We start from the raw sequence: 17,248 nt of genomic DNA on the forward strand, positions 1-17,248 counted from the left end.
GAGCTGGATGCGACTTAGCGGCTAGCCCCTGACTGTTCAAGGCTGAAGGGCCGAGTCTTCAAGTTGGAGTTGCGCGGCTGGCAGGAGTGGAGGGACTCGAACCCACGACCCTCGGTTTTGGAGACCGATGCTCTACCAACTGAGCTACACTCCTAGAGCCGGTGGCGAGGTAGCGGTGAGGGCAGCGGGGTGCAAGAGGCCGTCACGCGAGTGAATCGCGTGACGTCGGTCCTGTCGCTTCGCGCAGGCCGTCCGGCCTTCGCCGTCTCTTGCACAGCGAAGGCTCGCTTCGCGACCGCTTCACTGCGCTCGGCGGCTTAGGCGTGGCAGGAGTGGAGGGACTCGAACCCACGACCCTCGGTTTTGGAGACCGATGCTCTACCAACTGAGCTACACTCCTACAGGGCTGGCGAAGTAGCCACGGCCACTCCCGACCGCAACCCTGAAGCCCCAAACCCTGTCCCTTGAAGACTCGGGCGCGCGGCGCTAAGTGGTCGTCGGCTCCGCCGCCCAGCATGGGCTCGCGGAGCGTTTTTCTATCGGCAGAAGGCGCACGGCATTGGCGAAAGTGAACCCCGGCGAATTCATGCGGCAGGTCCGCGCCGAGACCGCCAAGGTGGTCTGGCCGACCCGCAAGGAAACCGTGACCACCGCGATCATGGTCCTGATCATGACGGCGCTGCTCGCCGTCTTCTTCTTCGGCGTCGACAGCGTGTTCAGCGCGATCGTCAAGTTCCTCATCGGCACCCTCTCCTAGGAATACCGCTCAAATGTCCCGCTGGTACATCATCCACGCCTACTCGGGCTTCGAGAACAAGGTCCGCGATTCGATCATGTCCGAGGCCAAGCGCCTGGGCCTCACGAGCCTCGTCGAAGAGGTCGAGGTGCCGACCGAGAAGGTGACTGAGATCCGCCGCGGCAAGAAGGTCACCAGCGACAAGAAATTCTTCCCCGGCTACGTGCTCGCCAAGCTGGCGATGAACGACGACGTCTACCACCTGGTCAAGAACACCCCCAAGGTGACCGGCTTCCTCGGCCCCAATGGCAAGCCGCAGCCGATCACCGAGGCCGAGGCCGCGCGCATCCTCAACACCAAGGACGAAGCGGCCGCGGCGGCCCCCAAGCAAAAGATCAGCGTCGACTACGAGATCGGGGATTCGGTCAAGGTGCTCGATGGGCCGTTCGCGAGCTTCAACGGGCTGGTCGAGGAGCTCGATTTCGACCGCAGCCGCGTAAAAGTTTCAGTCTCGATCTTTGGCCGAGCCACTCCAGTGGAACTGGAGTTCGAACAAGTCGAGCGGGTTAAGTAAGCTTCCCATTAGGGCATCCTCGCTAACTTTTTGAAATCGCGTGGAACTCTCGCGGCGCCGCGGCGCTGTTGCTGCTCGACCCGAAACCAGGAGCTTCCATGACCGAGACCCGCCGCGCGACCCTGCACCGGATGGTGCTGCCCGACCACACCTGCCCCTACGGAGTGCGCGCCAAGCAGCTGCTCGAGGAGGCCGGCTTCGAGGTCGACGACCAGATCCTCAAGACTCGCGAGGAGGTCGACGCGTTCATGGCCGAGCACGACGTCGGCACGACTCCGCAGGTGTTCATCGACGGCCAGCGGATCGGCGGCAGCGAGGAGCTCGAGCGCTACCTGGCCGAGGAAGACGCCGACGCCTGACGACCGCGCAGCCTGGCATCCAGGCTCCACGGCCCGGGACCGGCGAACACGAAGTACAGGAAGACGAAGCAGTAGAGGATCGCCGCGTCGCCGGCGTTGTTGATCGGCCAGAACGACTGCGTCGCGTGGGCCATCCAGTAGGCGACCGCCATCGTCCCCGAGGCGACGAAGGCCGCGGGCCGGGTGAACAGTCCGAGCGCGATCAGCGAGCCGGCGGCGACCTCGACGATGCCGGCGTAGTGGCCGGGATGCGACAGCTCCCAGCCCGTTCCGGCCGTCTGGCCCGGCGGGAAGGACAGGAACTTCTGAGTGCCGTGGGCGAGGAACAGGAGCGCGGTCATGATTCGAAGGATGCTGAGCATCAGCGGAGCGTAGCGGTCGAGGCGGTTCATTCGCGCATCTCCCCTTTGACGAAAGGCCTACTAGCCAATTTCGGCCGCCGCTGCTAATGGCGCCGCCTTCCAGCACAAAACTGGAGAATGGGTCCCCGTCAAAGTACCACTTTGATGGGAATTCTTGCGGGAGGCGATCCCTGGAGCGCCGCTTGGACCGCTAAACTTGAGACAGCTTGCCGGCCCCGGACTGGATCCGGGGGACTGCAAGCCAACAACAGAGTGAGAGACAATGGCCAAGAAGATTACCGGCTACATCAAGCTGCAGGTGCCCGCGGGCATCGCCAATCCGTCGCCGCCGATCGGCCCCGCACTGGGCCAGCGCGGAGTCAACATCATGGAGTTCTGCAAGGCGTTCAACGCCGCCACGCAGGAGCTCGAGAAAGGCGCTCCGATCCCGACGGTAATCACCGTCTTTGCGGACCGCAGCTTCTCCTTCACCACCAAGACTCCGCCGGCGAGCTTCCTCCTCAAGAAGGCGGCCCGGATCAAGTCGGGCTCCAAGGAGCCGGGCAAGGAGAGCGCCGGCACCATCCGCCGCTCGCAGCTCGCCCAGATCGCCGAAGCGAAGATGAAGGACCTGAACGCCAACGACATCGACGCGGCGACCCGCATCATCGAAGGCAGCGCCCGAGCAATGGGCCTCCAGGTCGTGGAGGGCTAAGGACATGGCAAAGCTCAGCAAGCGGCAAAAAGCGCTGACCGAGATCGACCGCAACAGGCATTACGGGGTCGACGAGGCGATCGGGATCGTCAAGGCCAACGCCACCGCCAAGTTCGACGAGACGGTCGAGATCGCCTTGAACCTGGGTGTCGACCCGCGTCACGCCGACCAGATGGTCCGCGGCGTCGTGTCGCTTCCCAAGGGCACCGGCAAGGACGTCCGGGTCGCCGTGTTCGCGCGCGGCGACAAGGCCGAGGAAGCCAAGAAGGCGGGCGCCGAAGTGGTCGGCGCCGAGGACCTGATGGAGCAGATCCAGGGCGGCCAGATCGATTTCGAACGGGTGATCGCAACTCCCGACATGATGGGCATCGTCGGCCGGCTCGGCAAAGTGCTCGGCCCCAAGGGGCTGATGCCCAACCCCAAGCTCGGCACCGTCACTCCCAACGTCAGCGAGGCGATCAAGGCGGCCAAGGGCGGCCAGGTCGAGTTCCGGGTCGAGAAGGCCGGGATCATCCACGGCCGGATCGGCAAGGCGAGCTTCCCGGAGGCGGATCTCAAGGCCAATTTCGACGCGTTCGTCGACGCGATCGTCAAGGCTCGGCCGACCGGAGCCAAGGGAAAGTTCATCAAGAAAGTCGCGGTCAGCTCGAGCATGGGCCCGGGCGTGAAGATCGATGTCGAGGCGGTCAGCGGCTGACCTTACCCCTCCCCTTGCCAGCGGCGGGGGGAGCGGCCCTGCACGGGCCGCAGCGGGAACAGCCGTTTTGCTATTTCGCGCCGCAGCCCCTACATAGGTAGCGCTACTAGTCGCAAATTGACGGTCATTGGCGCTTTGCGGCTCCTCTTTCCTTCTCTCTCGCTGCTCCTAGCAATGGGCCCCCGATCGTCGGTGCGCTCCTCAGAAGGAAATCTCATAATGACCACCGGAACCGTAAAGTTCTTCAACGCCGAAAAAGGCTTCGGCTTCATCCAGCCGGACGACGGCGGCAGCGATGCCTATGTGCATATCAGCGCCGTCGAGGCCGCCGGATTGCGCACCCTCGATCGCGAGCAGCGCGTCAGCTACGAGCTGCAGCAGGACAACCGCGGCCGCAACAGCGCCGTCAACATCCAGGCCGAATAGCCGCCGTTGAAAGCTTCCCCCGATCGCTCGGGGGAAGCTTTTTTTTTGCGCCGCCTGGGCATCCCGGGCCGTGGTTTTTCCGTCTTTGCGATTAGGTCGCCCAACGTTCCTGTGATAGGACCGCGCATCAAGCGCGAAGATGCCAAGCATCGCCTGACTGAGAGACTAAACGCGCTCCCGCTTGTCTGCAGGAGACTCAAGTTGAACCTCAATCATCCCTTATCCGGCCTCGGGGTCGCGCGATGAGCCGCGTCGTCAACCTTTCGATGGCCGAGGCCGACGTTCGCGAGCAATGCCGCAAGAGCGCGATCGGGGTCTCGTCACTGGAAGTGCTGCAGTCGGGCGGAGTCCGGCTGGTCACCTCGAGCGTCGACGGGGCCGAGAAAATCCGCAAGAAACTGAAGTCGAAGATCGTCCGCGGCGACGTCGAGCGGACGCCGGCGATGCCCAGGACCTGGCCTTGGTAGGCGCCGCTTAAGTTGGCGCAGGACCAGGACGACGAGACGATGGAACTGCGCCGAAGCTGGCACGAATGGGAAGTCGACGGCCGCGATCGGCGAGTCGTCCTCGTCGTCGAGACCGGTCTCGAGATGCGGCCCGGTCATGACGGTTTCGATTCCGACGCGCTCGACAAGTTGATTTCGGACGTGACGGCCGAAATGCGCGCGAGCCCGAGCCCGATCGACCGGGTTCGAATCGTGCCCCAACTGGACTAAGGCCCGATGGGCAACGCACCGACACCCAATCCATGCAAGCCGGAGAAACGAGCACCATGACGACCCACGCGCAATTCTATTTGACCCGCGCCGCCGTGGCGCGCGAGCTCGCGCAAGGCTCGCAGCTCGATAACGTCCGCGAGAGCCATCTCCGCGCCGCCGAGGCGTGGGACGGGTTCGCCGCCCGGGCGATGAAAGCCGACTCGATGCGGGCCCAGGAACTGAAGCGCAAAGCCGCCGACGCCGACGCCGACGCCGAGGGACAGGTCCCTACCGCTGTCCCGCTCGAGACCCGGCTCCAGAGCTAGACTCGGGCAACGGAGGAAAGTCCCGAGGCCTCGGTGTTTCCAACGCCTCTCAGACTCGGAAAATTCAAGGCAAATCAATCACTTAGCCCGATTCCTTGCTTCCCCTATCTTATCTTGTGTCATTCCACTGTGAACTATGTTAAGGGTGGGTATCGCTGGACGGATCAGCCCGGGCTCCAGCGGCTGAGAGTTCGGTAAGCTCCCGCCCTTGAATTTGCGGGACGACCCCAGTGCCCAACAATCCGCTTCAGCTGCTTCTGGACAATCTGGAACTGCGCTCCCCCTTGCCGAAGAGCGATCGCGAAGCGATCCTCGCGCTCCCTTATACGCTCAAATCGCTTGCGCCCGGCAGCTACGCGGTCCGCGAAGGCGAGCCGCCGAGCGGCTGCGGAGTGCTGGTTTCAGGCTTCGCCTACCGGCAGAAGCTGACTGGCGACGGGGGCCGGCAAATCCTGTCGATCCACATTCCCGGCGAAGCGCTGGATTTCCAGAACATCTTTCTCAATGTCGCCGACCATAGCGTGCAGATGCTCACCCGCGGGCATCTGGCAGTCATCCCAAGGGCCGACATCCAGAAGGTCGCCCAGCACAGCGCCGCGATCGCTCATGCGGTCCTGGTCAGCACGCTGGTCGAAGCGTCGATCTTCCGCGAATGGATCCTGAACGTCGGCCGGCGGGACGCCAAGAGCCGCCTGGCGCACGTGCTGTGCGAGCTTGCGGTCCGTCTCGACACCAATGGGCTGGCCGAGGACATGGGCTACCATCTGCCGATGACCCAGGCCGAACTGGCCGATGCTCTGGGCTTGACTCCGGTGCATTTGAACCGGGTGATCCGCTCGCTCGAAGCGGACGGGCTGATCAACCGAAGCAAGCGCGAACTCAGCTTCCCGGACTGGGAGCGGATGCGCGACATGGCCGATTTCAACGACCGCTATCTCCACCTCACCGTCCAGGAATCGGCTCGGCAGGTTGCGGTCCGCTAGGCGCTCAGCTTGCGTTGGACCTCCGGGATCGGCCGACGATGAAGATATTGGGGCTCGAAATGGGCGATTTCGCTCAGCTTCGACCAATTCTTGACGGTCAGCGGGAAACCGCTATAGGCGCGCCTTCGCATGCGGCTTACCAGCCGCAGGCAACCGTCCGAGACAGCTGCCGCCCTTGCTTTCCAGCAAGGGCTTAATTCGCAGCCTAGACGGGGCAGGATTCAGTTGGCGGCCAAGAGCGCGGCCAGCGTGCGTTGCAAGCCCTTTTACGCCAAAGGGGCAGCGCCGGCGATCCAACCCCACCGGACAAGTCTGCTCGAAGCGGCAACGCTGCGAGCCTGGTTCAACTCGTTTCGAAGCACCGCTTCGATCGAACAATGGAGTTGGCATGGATCGTTCGCAAAAAGCGGATGTGGTCGACGAGCTGAAGCGGGTCTTTGCGGAGACCAGCGTGGTGGTCGTCACCCGCAACCTGGGCCTGACCGTCGCGCAGTCCACGGACCTGCGGCTCAAGATGCGCGACGCCGGGGCCCAGTTCAAAGTCACCAAGAACCGGCTTGCGTTGATCGCTCTCGACGGCTCGCGTTACCAGCCGATCGGCGACCTGCTGACCGGCCCGACCGCGCTCGCGACCTCCGGCGACCCGGTGGCGGCGGCCAAGGTTGCCGTCGACTTCGCCAAGACCACCGACCGGTTCGAAATCGTCGGCGGGGCGATGGGCGACACGGTGCTCGACGTCGACGGCATCAGGGCGCTGGCCGCGCTGCCGTCGCTCGACGAGCTTCGAGCCACGATCGTCGGCCTCGTCCAGGCGCCGGCGACCAAGATCGCTCGCACGGTCAGCGAGCCCGGCGCGCAGCTGGCGCGGATCTTCTCGGCCTATGCGGCGAAGGAAGCCGCTTAAGTTTTCCGACTGAGTTTTCAACGCAACGGCAACATGGGGCGCGGCCCCGCACAGGAGTGAGATGAATGGCTGACATCAACAAGCTGGTCGACCAGCTATCCGAATTGACCGTCCTCGAGGCTGCGGAGCTTGCAAAAGCGCTCGAGGAGAAATGGGGCGTTTCGGCCGCGGCTGCGGTCGCCGCCGCTGCTCCCGCCGCAGCGGCCGCCGCTCCGGCCGAGGAAGAGAAGACCGAGTTCGACGTCATCCTGACCGGCGACGGCGGCAAGAAGATCAACGTCATCAAGGAGGTCCGAGCGATCACCCAGCTCGGCCTAGGCGAAGCCAAGGCGCTGGTCGAAGGCGCGCCCAAGCCGATCAAGGAAGGCGTCAACAAGGAAGAGGCCGAGAAGATCAAGAAGCAGATCGAGGAGGCCGGCGGCACCGTCGAGCTGCGCTGATCGCAGCCGCAGTTCGGTACAGGAAGGGCGGCTCGATCGGGCCGCCCTTTCATTGCGCGCTCGGGCGGAATGCTTGATTCCGGCGTGCAAGACGGCGATTTAGGATCCAAAGCGAGCTTTAGATCATGCGCCTGACCCAACCGTTCGTGAAGCTTCCGATCCGCTTCGACGCGGACGCGCTCGCGGCTGAGGTGAACGCGCTTCCAGCCTCGTCCTGGGTACCGCACGCGACCGGCTTTCCGGGTAACGAAGCCGTGCGGCTCGTCACTCCGGGCGGGCAGCCGACCGACGCGTTCGAAGGCCCGATGAAGCCGACCGCGAACCTGGCCCGCTGCCCATACATCATGGAGGCGATGGCCGAGCTTGGCGGGGTATGGGGCCGAAGCCGGCTAATGGGTCTGGGAGTCGGCGCCGAAGTGCCGGAGCACGTCGATTCCCACTATCACTGGCGCACCCACCTGCGGATCCACGTGCCGGTGATCACCAATCCGGCGGTCGAGTTCACCTGCGGCGGCGAGACGGTCCACATGGCCGCCGGCGAGACCTGGGTGTTCGACAGCTTCCGCTGGCACGAAGTCCACAACCGCGGCCAGGAGCGCCGCGTTCACCTGGTGCTCGACACGGTGGTGACCGAGCGGCTGTGGGACCTGATCGACGCCGCCCAGAACGGCACGCCCGCAGCCGCCAGGCTGCTCCAGCCCGGCGAGCGCCGCGCCGACCCGCTGATGTTCGAGCAGCATAATGCTCCCAAGGTGATGTCGCCGTGGGAGATCCGCGGTCATATCGCGTTCCTCGCCGGCGAGGCCCAGCCGCACCCGGCGCTCGAGCAAGTGATGAAGCGGCTCGACAAGTTCGCTGACGCATGGGCATCGCTGTGGGCGCAATTCGCGGATTCGGAGCAGGGGCGAGCCGGCTACATCGACCTCGCGAGGCGCAGCCGACGCGACATCCAGGCGCTCGGCGCGGACCAAGTGCTGCTGAAGAACGAGCTGGACCTCGCGTTCGTCCTCGACCAGCTGGTGTTCATCATGGCCGTAGCGGCCCCGGCCACTCCGCCGCTTCGAGCCGCCGGCGGACAGCGCCTGGCGTCGTGACCCGCCCGGCGGGGCCGGCCGCTTCGACTTCGTCCTTTCGCGACCAGTTCGACCGTCCGGTCTTCATTGTCAGCACCCCGCGGTCCGGATCGACCCTGCTGTTCGAGACCCTCGCGCAGGCGCCGGGCCTGCATACCGTCGGCGGCGAAAGCCACTGGCTGATCGAGGACATTACCGCCTTTTCGCCGGCCGCGCGCGGCTGGGGATCGAACCGGCTGACCGCGGCCGACGCGACTCCGGAGCCGGTCGAGCAGCTCGCCCAGGCTTTCTACACCGAGCTGCGCGATCGCGACGGAGTGCGGGCCGAAGGCCGCGTCCGGATGCTCGAGAAGACGCCCAAGAACGCGCTCCGAGTGCCGTTCTTCGACGCCGCCTGGCCGGACGCCTTGTTCGTCTATCTCTACCGCGACGTCCGCGAGACCCTGTCGAGCATGATCGAGGCGTGGCTGTCGGGAGCCTTTCGAACCTATCCGCGGCTGCCCGGCTGGACCGGCCATCCCTGGTCGCTGCTGCTGGTTCCGGGTTGGCAACGCCTGATCGGCCGGCCGCTGCCCGAAGTGGTCGCCGAGCAATGGGCGATCACCAGCGAGACTCTGCTCGGCGATCTCGCCGCCCTCCCCCGCGAGCGGTTGCGCGCCGTAGACTATGGCGAGTTCCTCGCCTCGCCGCAGCCCATCGCCGACGCGCTCGCCCAATCGCTCGACCTGAAGTGGGACCGGCGGCTCGGGCCGCTGCCCCTGTCTAAGACCACCGTTTCGAAGCCAAGGGCCGGCAAATGGCGCTCCATCGAGCCGGTCATCGAGGCGGTTCTGCCGATCGTCGAGAAGGCCGATTCAAGGGCGCGCGCCTTCGTCGAGGAGCTGACATCGCCCGCCACCTAGGCCGACCGAGCGATTTTCCCCTTTTCAAACGCTCTCGAAGCATTATATCGGCTCCATCCACAAAATAACGGCTCCGCCGCACGGTGACGTGCGTCCGGAGCTTTTCCTGCCCTCCCCGGGACAGGACCCGAACGGCGCACGGGTCAAACGCATTGGGGAGGAGCAAGCGGGAAGAGCGCTCTGACATCAAGGTTCCTGCCAAGGCAGGGGCACAATCGGCGGAGCGCTCCCTTGTGTGCGCTCCCCGCAGCGCAGGGAATATCATGGCGACCAAAGCGATCGACGCACCGGCCCGCAGCACCAGCCGCGGCTCCGCATCCTCACGGCGAATCCGCAAGATCTTCGGCAACATCCACGAAATCTCGGAAATGCCGAACCTCATCGAGGTTCAGCGCGAAAGCTACGAGCAGTTCCTTCGCTCCGAGCCCTCGATCGGCTATGTCTCGGGGCTCGAGAAGACCCTCCGCTCGGTGTTCCCGATCCAGGATTTCGCCGGCACCGCCCATCTCGATTTCGACCGCTACGAGCTCGAGGACCCCAAATACGACACCGACGAGTGCCGTCAGCGCGGGCTGACCTATGCCGCGCCGATGCGCGTGACGCTGCGCCTGACCAGCTTCGAGATCGATCCCGATACCGAGGCCAAGTCGGTCATCGATATCAAGGAGCAGGACGTCTACATGGGCGACATGCCGCTCATGACCATGAACGGCACCTTCATCATCAACGGCACCGAGCGGGTGATCGTCAGCCAGATGCACCGCTCGCCGGGCGTGCTGTTCGACCACGACCGCGGCAAAACCCACGCCTCGGGCAAATATCTCTTCGCCGCCCGAGTCATCCCCTATCGCGGCAGCTGGCTCGATTTCGAGTTCGACGCCAAGGACATCGTCAACGTCCGGATCGACCGCAAACGCAAGCTGCCGGTCACCGCCTTGCTGCACGCGCTCGGCCTGTCGAGCGAGGAAATCCTCGCCGAATTCTACAGCAACGTCAGCTACGTGCGCGGGCCGAACGGCTGGCAGATCCCGTTCAACACCGAGCAATGGCGCGGCCAGAAGCCGATGTACGACGTGATCAACGCCGACACCGGCGAGGTCATGTTCAAGTCGGGCGAGAAGATCACTCCGCGCAAGGCGAACCAGGCGGCCAAGGACGGCCTGAAGAACCTGCTGATCCCGACCGAGGAGATTTTCGGCCGCTATTCCGCGTTCGACCTGATCAACGAGAAGACCGGCGAGATCTACATCGAGGCGGCCGACGAGGTGACCGCCGAGAATCTCGCCAAGCTCGACGAGGCGAAGATCGACAAGCTCGAGCTGCTCGACATCGACTATGTCAACACGGGTCCGTGGATCCGCAACACTCTGAAAGCCGACAAGGCCGAGGACGCCGATCAGGCTTTGTCCGACATCTACCGGGTGATGCGCCCCGGCGAGCCGCCGACCCGCGAGACTGCCGACGCGCTGTTCTACGGCCTGTTTTTCGATCCCGAGCGCTACGATCTATCGGCGGTCGGCCGCGTCAAGTTGAACATGCGCCTCGGCCTCGACGCGCCGGATACCGTCACCACCCTGCGCCGGGAGGACATCCTCGCCGTCGTCAAGGAACTGGTGAACCTGAAGGACGGCAAGGGCGAGATCGACGACATCGACAACCTCGCCAACCGCCGGGTCCGCTCGGTCGGCGAATTGCTCGAGAACCAGTATCGAGTCGGGCTGCTGCGCATGGAGCGAGCGGTCAAGGAGCGCATGTCGAGCGTCGACGTGTCGACGGTGATGCCCAACGACCTGATCAACGCCAAGCCGGCGGTCGCCGCGGTGCGCGAGTTCTTCGGCTCATCGCAGCTGTCGCAGTTCATGGACCAGACCAACCCGCTGTCGGAAGTCACCCACAAGCGCCGCGTGTCGGCGCTCGGCCCGGGCGGGCTGACCCGCGAACGCGCCGGCTTCGAGGTCCGCGACGTCCACCCGACCCACTACGGCCGGATCTGCCCGATCGAGACCCCCGAAGGACCGAACATCGGCCTGATCAACTCGCTCGCGAGCTTCAGCCGGGTCAACAAGTACGGCTTCATCGAAACCCCGTACCGGCGCGTGGTCGACAAGAAGGTCACCGACGAGGTCGTCTATCTGTCGGCGATGGAGGAGGCCAAGCACACGATCGCCCAAGCCAACGCCGAACTGAACAAGGACGGCACCTTCGCCGAGGACATCATCTCGGCCCGCCGCGCCGGCGACTTCCTGATGGCTCCGCGCGACCAGATCACGCTGATGGACGTCAGCCCCAAGCAGCTGGTGTCGGTCGCTGCCTCGCTGATCCCGTTCCTCGAGAACGACGACGCCAACCGCGCGCTGATGGGGTCGAACATGCAGCGCCAGGCGGTCCCGCTGCTGCAGGCCGAAGCGCCGCTGGTCGGCACCGGCATGGAGGAGACGGTTGCCCGCGATTCGGGCGCGGCGATCGCCGCGCGTCGCTCGGGCGTCGTCGACCAGGTCGACGCGGCTCGGATCGTCGTTCGAGCCACTGGCGAGCTCAAGCCCGGCGAGAGCGGTGTCGACATCTACACGCTGATGAAGTTCCAGCGCTCGAACCAGAACACCTGCATCAACCAGCGCCCGCTGGTGAAGGTCAGGACCGAAGTCGAAGCCGGCGAAATCATCGCCGACGGGCCCTCGACCCAGTTCGGCGAGCTCGCGCTCGGCCGCAACGTGCTCGTCGCGTTCATGCCGTGGAACGGCTACAATTATGAGGATTCGATCCTGATCTCCGAGCGCATCGTCAAGGACGACGTGTTCACCTCGATCCACATCGAGGAATTCGAGGTCATGGCCCGCGACACCAAGCTCGGGCCCGAGGACATCACCCGCGACATCCCCAACGTCGGCGAGGAGGCGCTCCGCAACCTCGACGAGGCGGGCATCGTCTACATCGGCGCCGAGGTCGAGCCGGGCGACATCCTGGTCGGCAAGATCACCCCGAAGGGCGAAAGCCCGATGACCCCCGAAGAGAAGCTGCTTCGGGCGATCTTCGGCGAGAAAGCGTCGGACGTCCGCGACACCTCGCTGCGCCTGCCGCCCGGAGTCCAGGGGACGATCGTCGAAGTGCGGGTGTTCAACCGCCACGGCATCGACATCGACGACCGCACCCGGGCCATCCAGACCGAGGAGAAGGAACGGCTCAAGAAGGACGCCGACGACGAGCGCGGGATCCTCAACCGGGCGACCTTCGCTCGCCTTCGGGAAATGCTTTTGAAGCAGACCGCGACCGCGGCTCCCAAGGGCATCAAGAAGGGCGGCACCATCGACTCGGCGACGCTCGAGGGAGTCGAGCGCCACGAATGGTGGAAGATCGCGGTCAAGAACGACAAGCGTCAGGCCGACATCGAGGCGCTGAAGGCGCAGTATGACGAGGCGATCAACACCATCGTCAAGCGCTTCGAGGACCGGGTCGAGAAGCTCGAGCGAGGCGATGAATTGCCGCCCGGCGTCTTGAAGATGGTCAAGGTGTTCGTCGCGGTGAAGCGCAAGCTGCAACCGGGCGACAAGGTCGCCGGCCGCCACGGCAACAAGGGCGTCATCAGCCGCATCCTGCCCAACGAGGACATGCCGTTCCTCGAGGACGGGACACCGGTCGACATCGTCCTCAATCCGCTGGGCGTGCCGTCACGGATGAACGTCGGACAGATCTTCGAGACTCACCTCGGCTGGGCCGCGCGCGGCCTCGGCCAGCAGATCCAGGAGATGCTCGACGGAATCCACGAACGGGGCAAGGATATCGCCGGCAAGGACGTCAAGGCTGTCCGGGCCAAGCTCAAGGACATCTATGGGTCGCATTACACCAAGGAAATCGACGCCCGCGACGACGAGGCGGTGATGGACCTCGCGTCCAACCTCACCGCCGGCATCCCGATGGGCACCCCGGTGTTCGACGGCGCCCGCGAGGCGGACGTCTCCGAGATGCTCGACAAGGCCGGGCTCGACCGTTCGGGCCAGGTGGTGCTGTTCGACGGCCGGACCGGAGTCGCGTTCGACCGCAAGGTGACCGTCGGCTACATCTACATGCTCAAGCTCCACCATCTGGTGGACGACAAGATCCACGCGCGCTCGATCGGCCCGTACAGCCTGGTCACCCAGCAGCCGCTGGGCGGCAAGGCGCAGTTCGGCGGCCAGCGCTTCGGCGAGATGGAGGTGTGGGCGCTGCAGGCCTACGGCGCCGCCTACACGCTGCAGGAAATGCTGACCGTGAAGTCGGACGACGTGATTGGCCGGACCAAGGTCTACGAGGCGATCGTCAAAGGCGACGACACGTTCGAGGCCGGGATCCCCGAGAGCTTCAACGTGCTGGTCAAGGAAATGCGCAGCCTGGGCCTCAGCGTCGAGCTCGACACCATCGAGACCGACGACGACGCCGCGCCGACCGCCATCGCCGCCGAGTGACCCAATTTCGATCCTCGCCCATCGTGGGTGAGGGTCTGAAGGAAGAGATGAACAGATGAACGAGCTGACCAACTTCGCCAATCCGATCGCCCGGCAGGAGACATTCGACCAGATCCGCATCGGCATCGCGTCGCCCGACAAGATCCGCAGCTGGTCGTTCGGCGAGATCAAGAAGCCCGAGACGATCAACTACCGCACGTTCAAGCCCGAGCGCGACGGCCTGTTCTGCGCGCGCATCTTCGGCCCGATCAAGGACTATGAGTGCTTGTGCGGCAAGTACAAGCGGATGAAATACAAGGGGATCGTCTGCGAGAAGTGCGGGGTCGAGGTCACCGTTTCCAAGGTCCGGCGCGAGCGCATGGGCCATATCGAGCTGGCCGCTCCGGTTGCCCACATCTGGTTCCTGAAGTCGCTGCCGAGCCGCATCGGCCTGCTTCTCGACATGCAGTTGAAGCAGCTCGAGCGCGTGCTCTACTTCGAAAGCTACATCGTCACCGAGCCGGGCCTGACGCCGCTCGAGAAGTTCCAGCTGCTGACCGAGGACGAGCTGCTCGCCGCGCAGGATGAGTATGGCGAGGACGCGTTCACCGCCGGCATCGGCGCCGAGGCGGTCCGCCAGATGCTGATCGACCTCGACCTCGATGGCGAGCGCAAGGCGCTGCTCGACGAGCTTGAGACGACCAAGTCGGAATTGAAGCCGAAGAAGATCATCAAGCGGCTGAAAGTCGTCGAGAGCTTCCTGGAGTCGGGCAACCGGCCCGAGTGGATGATCCTCGAGGTGGTGCCGGTAATCCCGCCCGAGCTGCGTCCGCTGGTGCCGCTCGACGGCGGCCGCTTCGCGACGTCCGACCTCAACGATCTCTATCGCCGGGTGATCAACCGCAACAACCGCCTGAAGCGCTTGATGGAGCTGCGCGCTCCGGACATCATCGTCCGCAACGAGAAGCGCATGCTGCAGGAAGCGGTCGACGCCTTGTTCGACAACGGACGGCGCGGCCGCACCATCACCGGCGCCAACAAGCGCCCGCTGAAGTCGCTGAGCGACATGCTCAAGGGCAAGCAGGGCCGCTTCCGCCAGAATCTGCTCGGCAAGCGCGTCGACTATTCGGGCCGCTCGGTGATCGTCACCGGCCCGGAGCTCAAGCTCCACCAGTGCGGGCTGCCGAAGAAGATGGCGTTGGAGCTGTTCAAGCCGTTCATCTACTCGCGGCTCGACGCCAAGGGCCTGTCGATGACCTTGAAGCAGGCCAAGAAGTGGGTCGAGAAAGAGCGCAAGGAAGTCTGGGACATCCTCGACGAGGTGATCCGCGAGCATCCGGTGCTCCTGAACCGCGCCCCGACCCTGCACCGCCTCGGCATCCAGGCGTTCGAGCCGGTGCTGATCGAAGGCAAGGCGATCCAGCTCCATCCGCTGGTCTGCGCGGCGTTCAACGCCGACTTCGACGGCGACCAGATGGCCGTCCACGTGCCCCTGAGCCTCGAAGCGCAGCTGGAAGCGCGCGTGCTGATGATGTCGACCAACAACATCCTGTCGCCCGCCAACGGCAAGCCGATCATCGTCCCGTCGCAGGACATGGTGCTGGGCCTCTACTACCTCAGCCTCGAGAAAGAGGGTGAGCCGGGCGAAGGCATGCTGCTGAGCGACATGGCCGAGGTCCACCAGGCGCTCGCCGCCCAAGCGGTCACCCTGCACACCAAGATCGTCAGCCGGGTCCCGCAGACCGACGAGGCTGGCAACACCTACATGAAGCGGTTCGAGACGACCGCCGGCCGGATGCTGCTCGCCGAAACCCTCCCCAAGAGCCACAAGGTGCCGTTCGAGACGGTCAACCGGCTACTGACCAAGAAGGAAATCGGCGACGTCATCGACATCGTCTATCGCCACACCGGCCAGAAGGAGACGGTGCTGTTCGCCGATGCCATCATGGCACTGGGCTTCCGCCACGCATGCAGCGCCGGGATTTCGTTCGGCAAGGACGACATGGTGATCCCGGCCGCCAAGACCGAGCTGGTCGACGAGACCCGAGCGCTCGTCAAAGACTATGAGCAGCAGTACCAGGACGGGCTCATCACCCAGCAGGAAAAGTACAACAAGGTGATCGACGCCTGGTCGCGTTGCGGCGACCGCGTCGCGGCCGAGATGATGCGCGAGATCTCGGCGACCCCGAAGCAGGATGACGGCCGCGAGGCGCCGGTCAACTCGATCTACATGATGGCCCACTCGGGAGCCCGCGGCAGCCAGGCGCAGATCAAGCAGCTGGCCGGGATGCGCGGCCTGATGGCCAAGCCGTCGGGCGAGATCATCGAGACTCCGATCATCTCGAACTTCAAGGAGGGGCTGACCGTCCTTGAGTATTTCAACTCGACCCACGGTGCTCGAAAGGGCCTTGCCGACACCGCTCTGAAGACCGCCAACTCGGGCTATCTGACCCGCCGGTTGGTCGACGTCAGCCAGGACGCGGTGATCATCGAGGAGGATTGCGGCACCGACCGGGCGCTCGAGATGCGCGCCATCGTCCAGGGCGGCGCGGTGATCGCCTCGCTGTCGGACCGGGTGCTCGGCCGAACGACGGCCGAGGACATCGTCGATTCCAAGACCGACGAGGTGATCATCCCCGAGGGCTCCTTGCTCGACGAGGCGATGGTCGCGAAGATCGAGGAGATCGGGCTCCAGGGCGTGCGCATTCGCTCGCCTTTGATCTGCGCGTCCAAGCAGGGCGTGTGCGCGAAATGCTACGGGCGCGACCTCGCCCGGGGCACCCCGGTCAACATCGGCGAGGCAGTCGGAGTGATCGCCGCCCAGTCGATCGGCGAGCCCGGAACCCAGCTGACGATGCGGACCTTCCACATCGGCGGCGCCGCGCAGCTCAACGAGCAGTCGAACCTCGAGGCGCCGGTCGACGGCACCATCGAGTTCCGCGACATGCCGATGATCATCGACCCGCGCGGCCGCCATGTGTCGCTGTCGCGTTCGGGCGAGATCGCCATCCTCGACATGGATGGGCGCGAGCTGTCGACTCACCGGGTGCCGTTCGGGGCTCACCTATTGTGCGAAAGCGGCCACATCGTCAGCCGCGGCGACCGCGTTGCCGAGTGGGACCCGTCGTTCAGCCCGGTGATCACCGAAAAGGCGGGCACGGTCGCCTACCAGGACCTGATCGAGAACCGAACGCTGACCGAGCAGGTCGATGAGTCCACCGGAATCACCCAGCGCGTGGTGACCGAGGACATGGCCAAGTCGAAGAAGGACGCGCTCCACCCGCGCCTGACGCTGACCGGGGCCAAGGCGAAGGAAGCGGGAGTCTATCGGCTGGCTTCGGGAGCGATCATCGCGGTCGAGGACGGGCAGACGGTCGAGGCCGGCGAAGTGCTCGCCCGGATGCCGCGCGAAGCGGCCCGGACTCGCGACATCACCGGTGGCCTGCCGCGCGTCGCCGAGCTGTTCGAGGCGCGCAAGCCCAAGGAGAATGCGATCATCGCCAAGGTCTCGGGCAAGGTCAATTTCATGAAGGACTACAAGGCCAAGCGGAAGATCGCGATCATCCCCGACGACGGCTCGGAGCCGGTCGAATATCTGGTTCCCAAGTCGAAGGTGATCGACGTCCAGGAAGGCGATTATGTGAAGCGCGGCGACA

17 protein-coding genes and 2 tRNA genes are annotated in these 17,248 nt (G+C 64.8%); 16 read left to right on the forward strand and 3 right to left on the reverse strand.

The window, feature by feature from the left end:
- Positions 1-78 precede the first annotated feature (78 nt).
- Together H0T81_RS07400 and H0T81_RS07405 are read right to left on the reverse strand one after the other, a co-directional pair.
- Positions 79-154, reverse strand: a tRNA-Trp gene (locus H0T81_RS07400).
- Positions 155-324: 170 nt separating this feature from the next.
- Positions 325-400: transfer RNA gene (locus tag H0T81_RS07405), tRNA-Trp, on the reverse strand.
- Between the two features lie 159 nt (positions 401-559).
- On the opposite strand from H0T81_RS07405, the gene secE reads away from it, so the two are divergent.
- The 3 genes from secE (at position 560) to H0T81_RS07420 (ending at position 1,669) form a co-directional block, all read left to right on the forward strand.
- A complete protein-coding gene (gene secE / locus H0T81_RS07410; protein ID WP_294011462.1) occupies positions 560-757 on the forward strand; it encodes a preprotein translocase subunit SecE in 198 nt (65 codons plus the stop codon).
- A gap of 13 nt (positions 758-770) precedes the next feature.
- Entirely contained in the window at positions 771-1,310 is a 540-nt protein-coding gene (gene nusG, locus H0T81_RS07415; protein WP_294011430.1) for a transcription termination/antitermination protein NusG, read from the forward strand.
- Positions 1,311-1,408: 98 nt separating this feature from the next.
- On the forward strand, positions 1,409-1,669 hold the full coding sequence (locus H0T81_RS07420; RefSeq protein WP_294011432.1) for a glutaredoxin domain-containing protein: 261 nt from the start codon (positions 1,409-1,411) through the stop codon (positions 1,667-1,669).
- Here the strand turns inward: H0T81_RS07420 and H0T81_RS07425 are convergent.
- On the reverse strand, positions 1,639-2,061 hold the full coding sequence (locus H0T81_RS07425; RefSeq protein ID WP_294011434.1) for a DoxX family protein: 423 nt from the start codon (positions 2,059-2,061) through the stop codon (positions 1,639-1,641). The two genes, H0T81_RS07420 and H0T81_RS07425, sit on opposite strands and share 31 nt — an antisense overlap.
- A 232-nt stretch (positions 2,062-2,293) precedes the next feature.
- Between H0T81_RS07425 and rplK the strand changes: the two genes are divergently transcribed.
- The 13 genes from rplK to rpoC form a co-directional block, all read left to right on the forward strand.
- Positions 2,294-2,725, forward strand: a complete 432-nt coding sequence (gene rplK / locus H0T81_RS07430; RefSeq protein ID WP_294011436.1) for a 50S ribosomal protein L11 — start codon at positions 2,294-2,296, stop codon at positions 2,723-2,725.
- A gap of 4 nt (positions 2,726-2,729) precedes the next feature.
- Positions 2,730-3,422 carry a 50S ribosomal protein L1 gene (rplA, locus tag H0T81_RS07435; RefSeq protein WP_294011438.1) on the forward strand — a complete coding sequence of 231 codons (693 nt, stop codon included), beginning with the start codon at positions 2,730-2,732 and terminating at the stop codon, positions 3,420-3,422.
- Positions 3,423-3,641: 219 nt separating this feature from the next.
- Complete coding sequence (locus tag H0T81_RS07440; protein WP_294011440.1) at positions 3,642-3,848, forward strand: cold-shock protein; 207 nt, start codon at positions 3,642-3,644, stop codon at positions 3,846-3,848.
- A gap of 242 nt (positions 3,849-4,090) precedes the next feature.
- Positions 4,091-4,315 (forward strand): hypothetical protein, encoded by a 225-nt coding sequence (locus H0T81_RS07445; protein ID WP_294011442.1) that lies wholly within the window; start codon positions 4,091-4,093, stop codon positions 4,313-4,315.
- 12 nt (positions 4,316-4,327) lie between these two features.
- Positions 4,328-4,564 (forward strand): hypothetical protein, encoded by a 237-nt coding sequence (locus tag H0T81_RS07450; protein ID WP_294011444.1) that lies wholly within the window; start codon positions 4,328-4,330, stop codon positions 4,562-4,564.
- Positions 4,565-4,620: 56 nt separating this feature from the next.
- Positions 4,621-4,872, forward strand: a complete 252-nt coding sequence (locus H0T81_RS07455; protein WP_294011446.1) for a hypothetical protein — start codon at positions 4,621-4,623, stop codon at positions 4,870-4,872.
- Between the two features lie 230 nt (positions 4,873-5,102).
- Complete coding sequence (locus tag H0T81_RS07460) at positions 5,103-5,855, forward strand: Crp/Fnr family transcriptional regulator (protein WP_294011448.1); 753 nt, start codon at positions 5,103-5,105, stop codon at positions 5,853-5,855.
- A gap of 388 nt (positions 5,856-6,243) precedes the next feature.
- Positions 6,244-6,759, forward strand: coding sequence for a 50S ribosomal protein L10 (rplJ, locus tag H0T81_RS07465; protein ID WP_294011450.1), 516 nt, complete (start codon positions 6,244-6,246; stop codon positions 6,757-6,759).
- 65 nt (positions 6,760-6,824) lie between these two features.
- The gene (gene rplL / locus H0T81_RS07470; RefSeq protein WP_294011452.1) at positions 6,825-7,199 is read left to right on the forward strand and encodes a 50S ribosomal protein L7/L12; all 375 of its coding nucleotides are present in this window, start codon (positions 6,825-6,827) and stop codon (positions 7,197-7,199) included.
- 125 nt (positions 7,200-7,324) lie between these two features.
- Positions 7,325-8,293: an aspartyl/asparaginyl beta-hydroxylase domain-containing protein gene (locus H0T81_RS07475; protein ID WP_294011454.1), complete on the forward strand. Its 969-nt coding sequence runs from the start codon at positions 7,325-7,327 to the stop codon at positions 8,291-8,293.
- The gene (locus tag H0T81_RS07480; RefSeq protein ID WP_294011456.1) at positions 8,290-9,174 is read left to right on the forward strand and encodes a sulfotransferase; all 885 of its coding nucleotides are present in this window, start codon (positions 8,290-8,292) and stop codon (positions 9,172-9,174) included. The genes H0T81_RS07475 and H0T81_RS07480 overlap by 4 nt, the downstream gene beginning before the upstream one ends.
- Positions 9,175-9,437: 263 nt before the next feature.
- On the forward strand, positions 9,438-13,613 hold the full coding sequence (gene rpoB, locus H0T81_RS07485; RefSeq protein ID WP_294011458.1) for a DNA-directed RNA polymerase subunit beta: 4,176 nt from the start codon (positions 9,438-9,440) through the stop codon (positions 13,611-13,613).
- A 55-nt stretch (positions 13,614-13,668) separates the two neighbouring features.
- On the forward strand, positions 13,669-17,248 hold a 3,580-nt coding region (gene rpoC, locus H0T81_RS07490; protein ID WP_294011460.1), incomplete at its 3' end, for a DNA-directed RNA polymerase subunit beta'.

It is taken from the genome of Sphingomonas sp. (genome assembly GCF_013812825.1).
Classification (GTDB): domain Bacteria; phylum Pseudomonadota; class Alphaproteobacteria; order Sphingomonadales; family Sphingomonadaceae; genus Sphingomicrobium.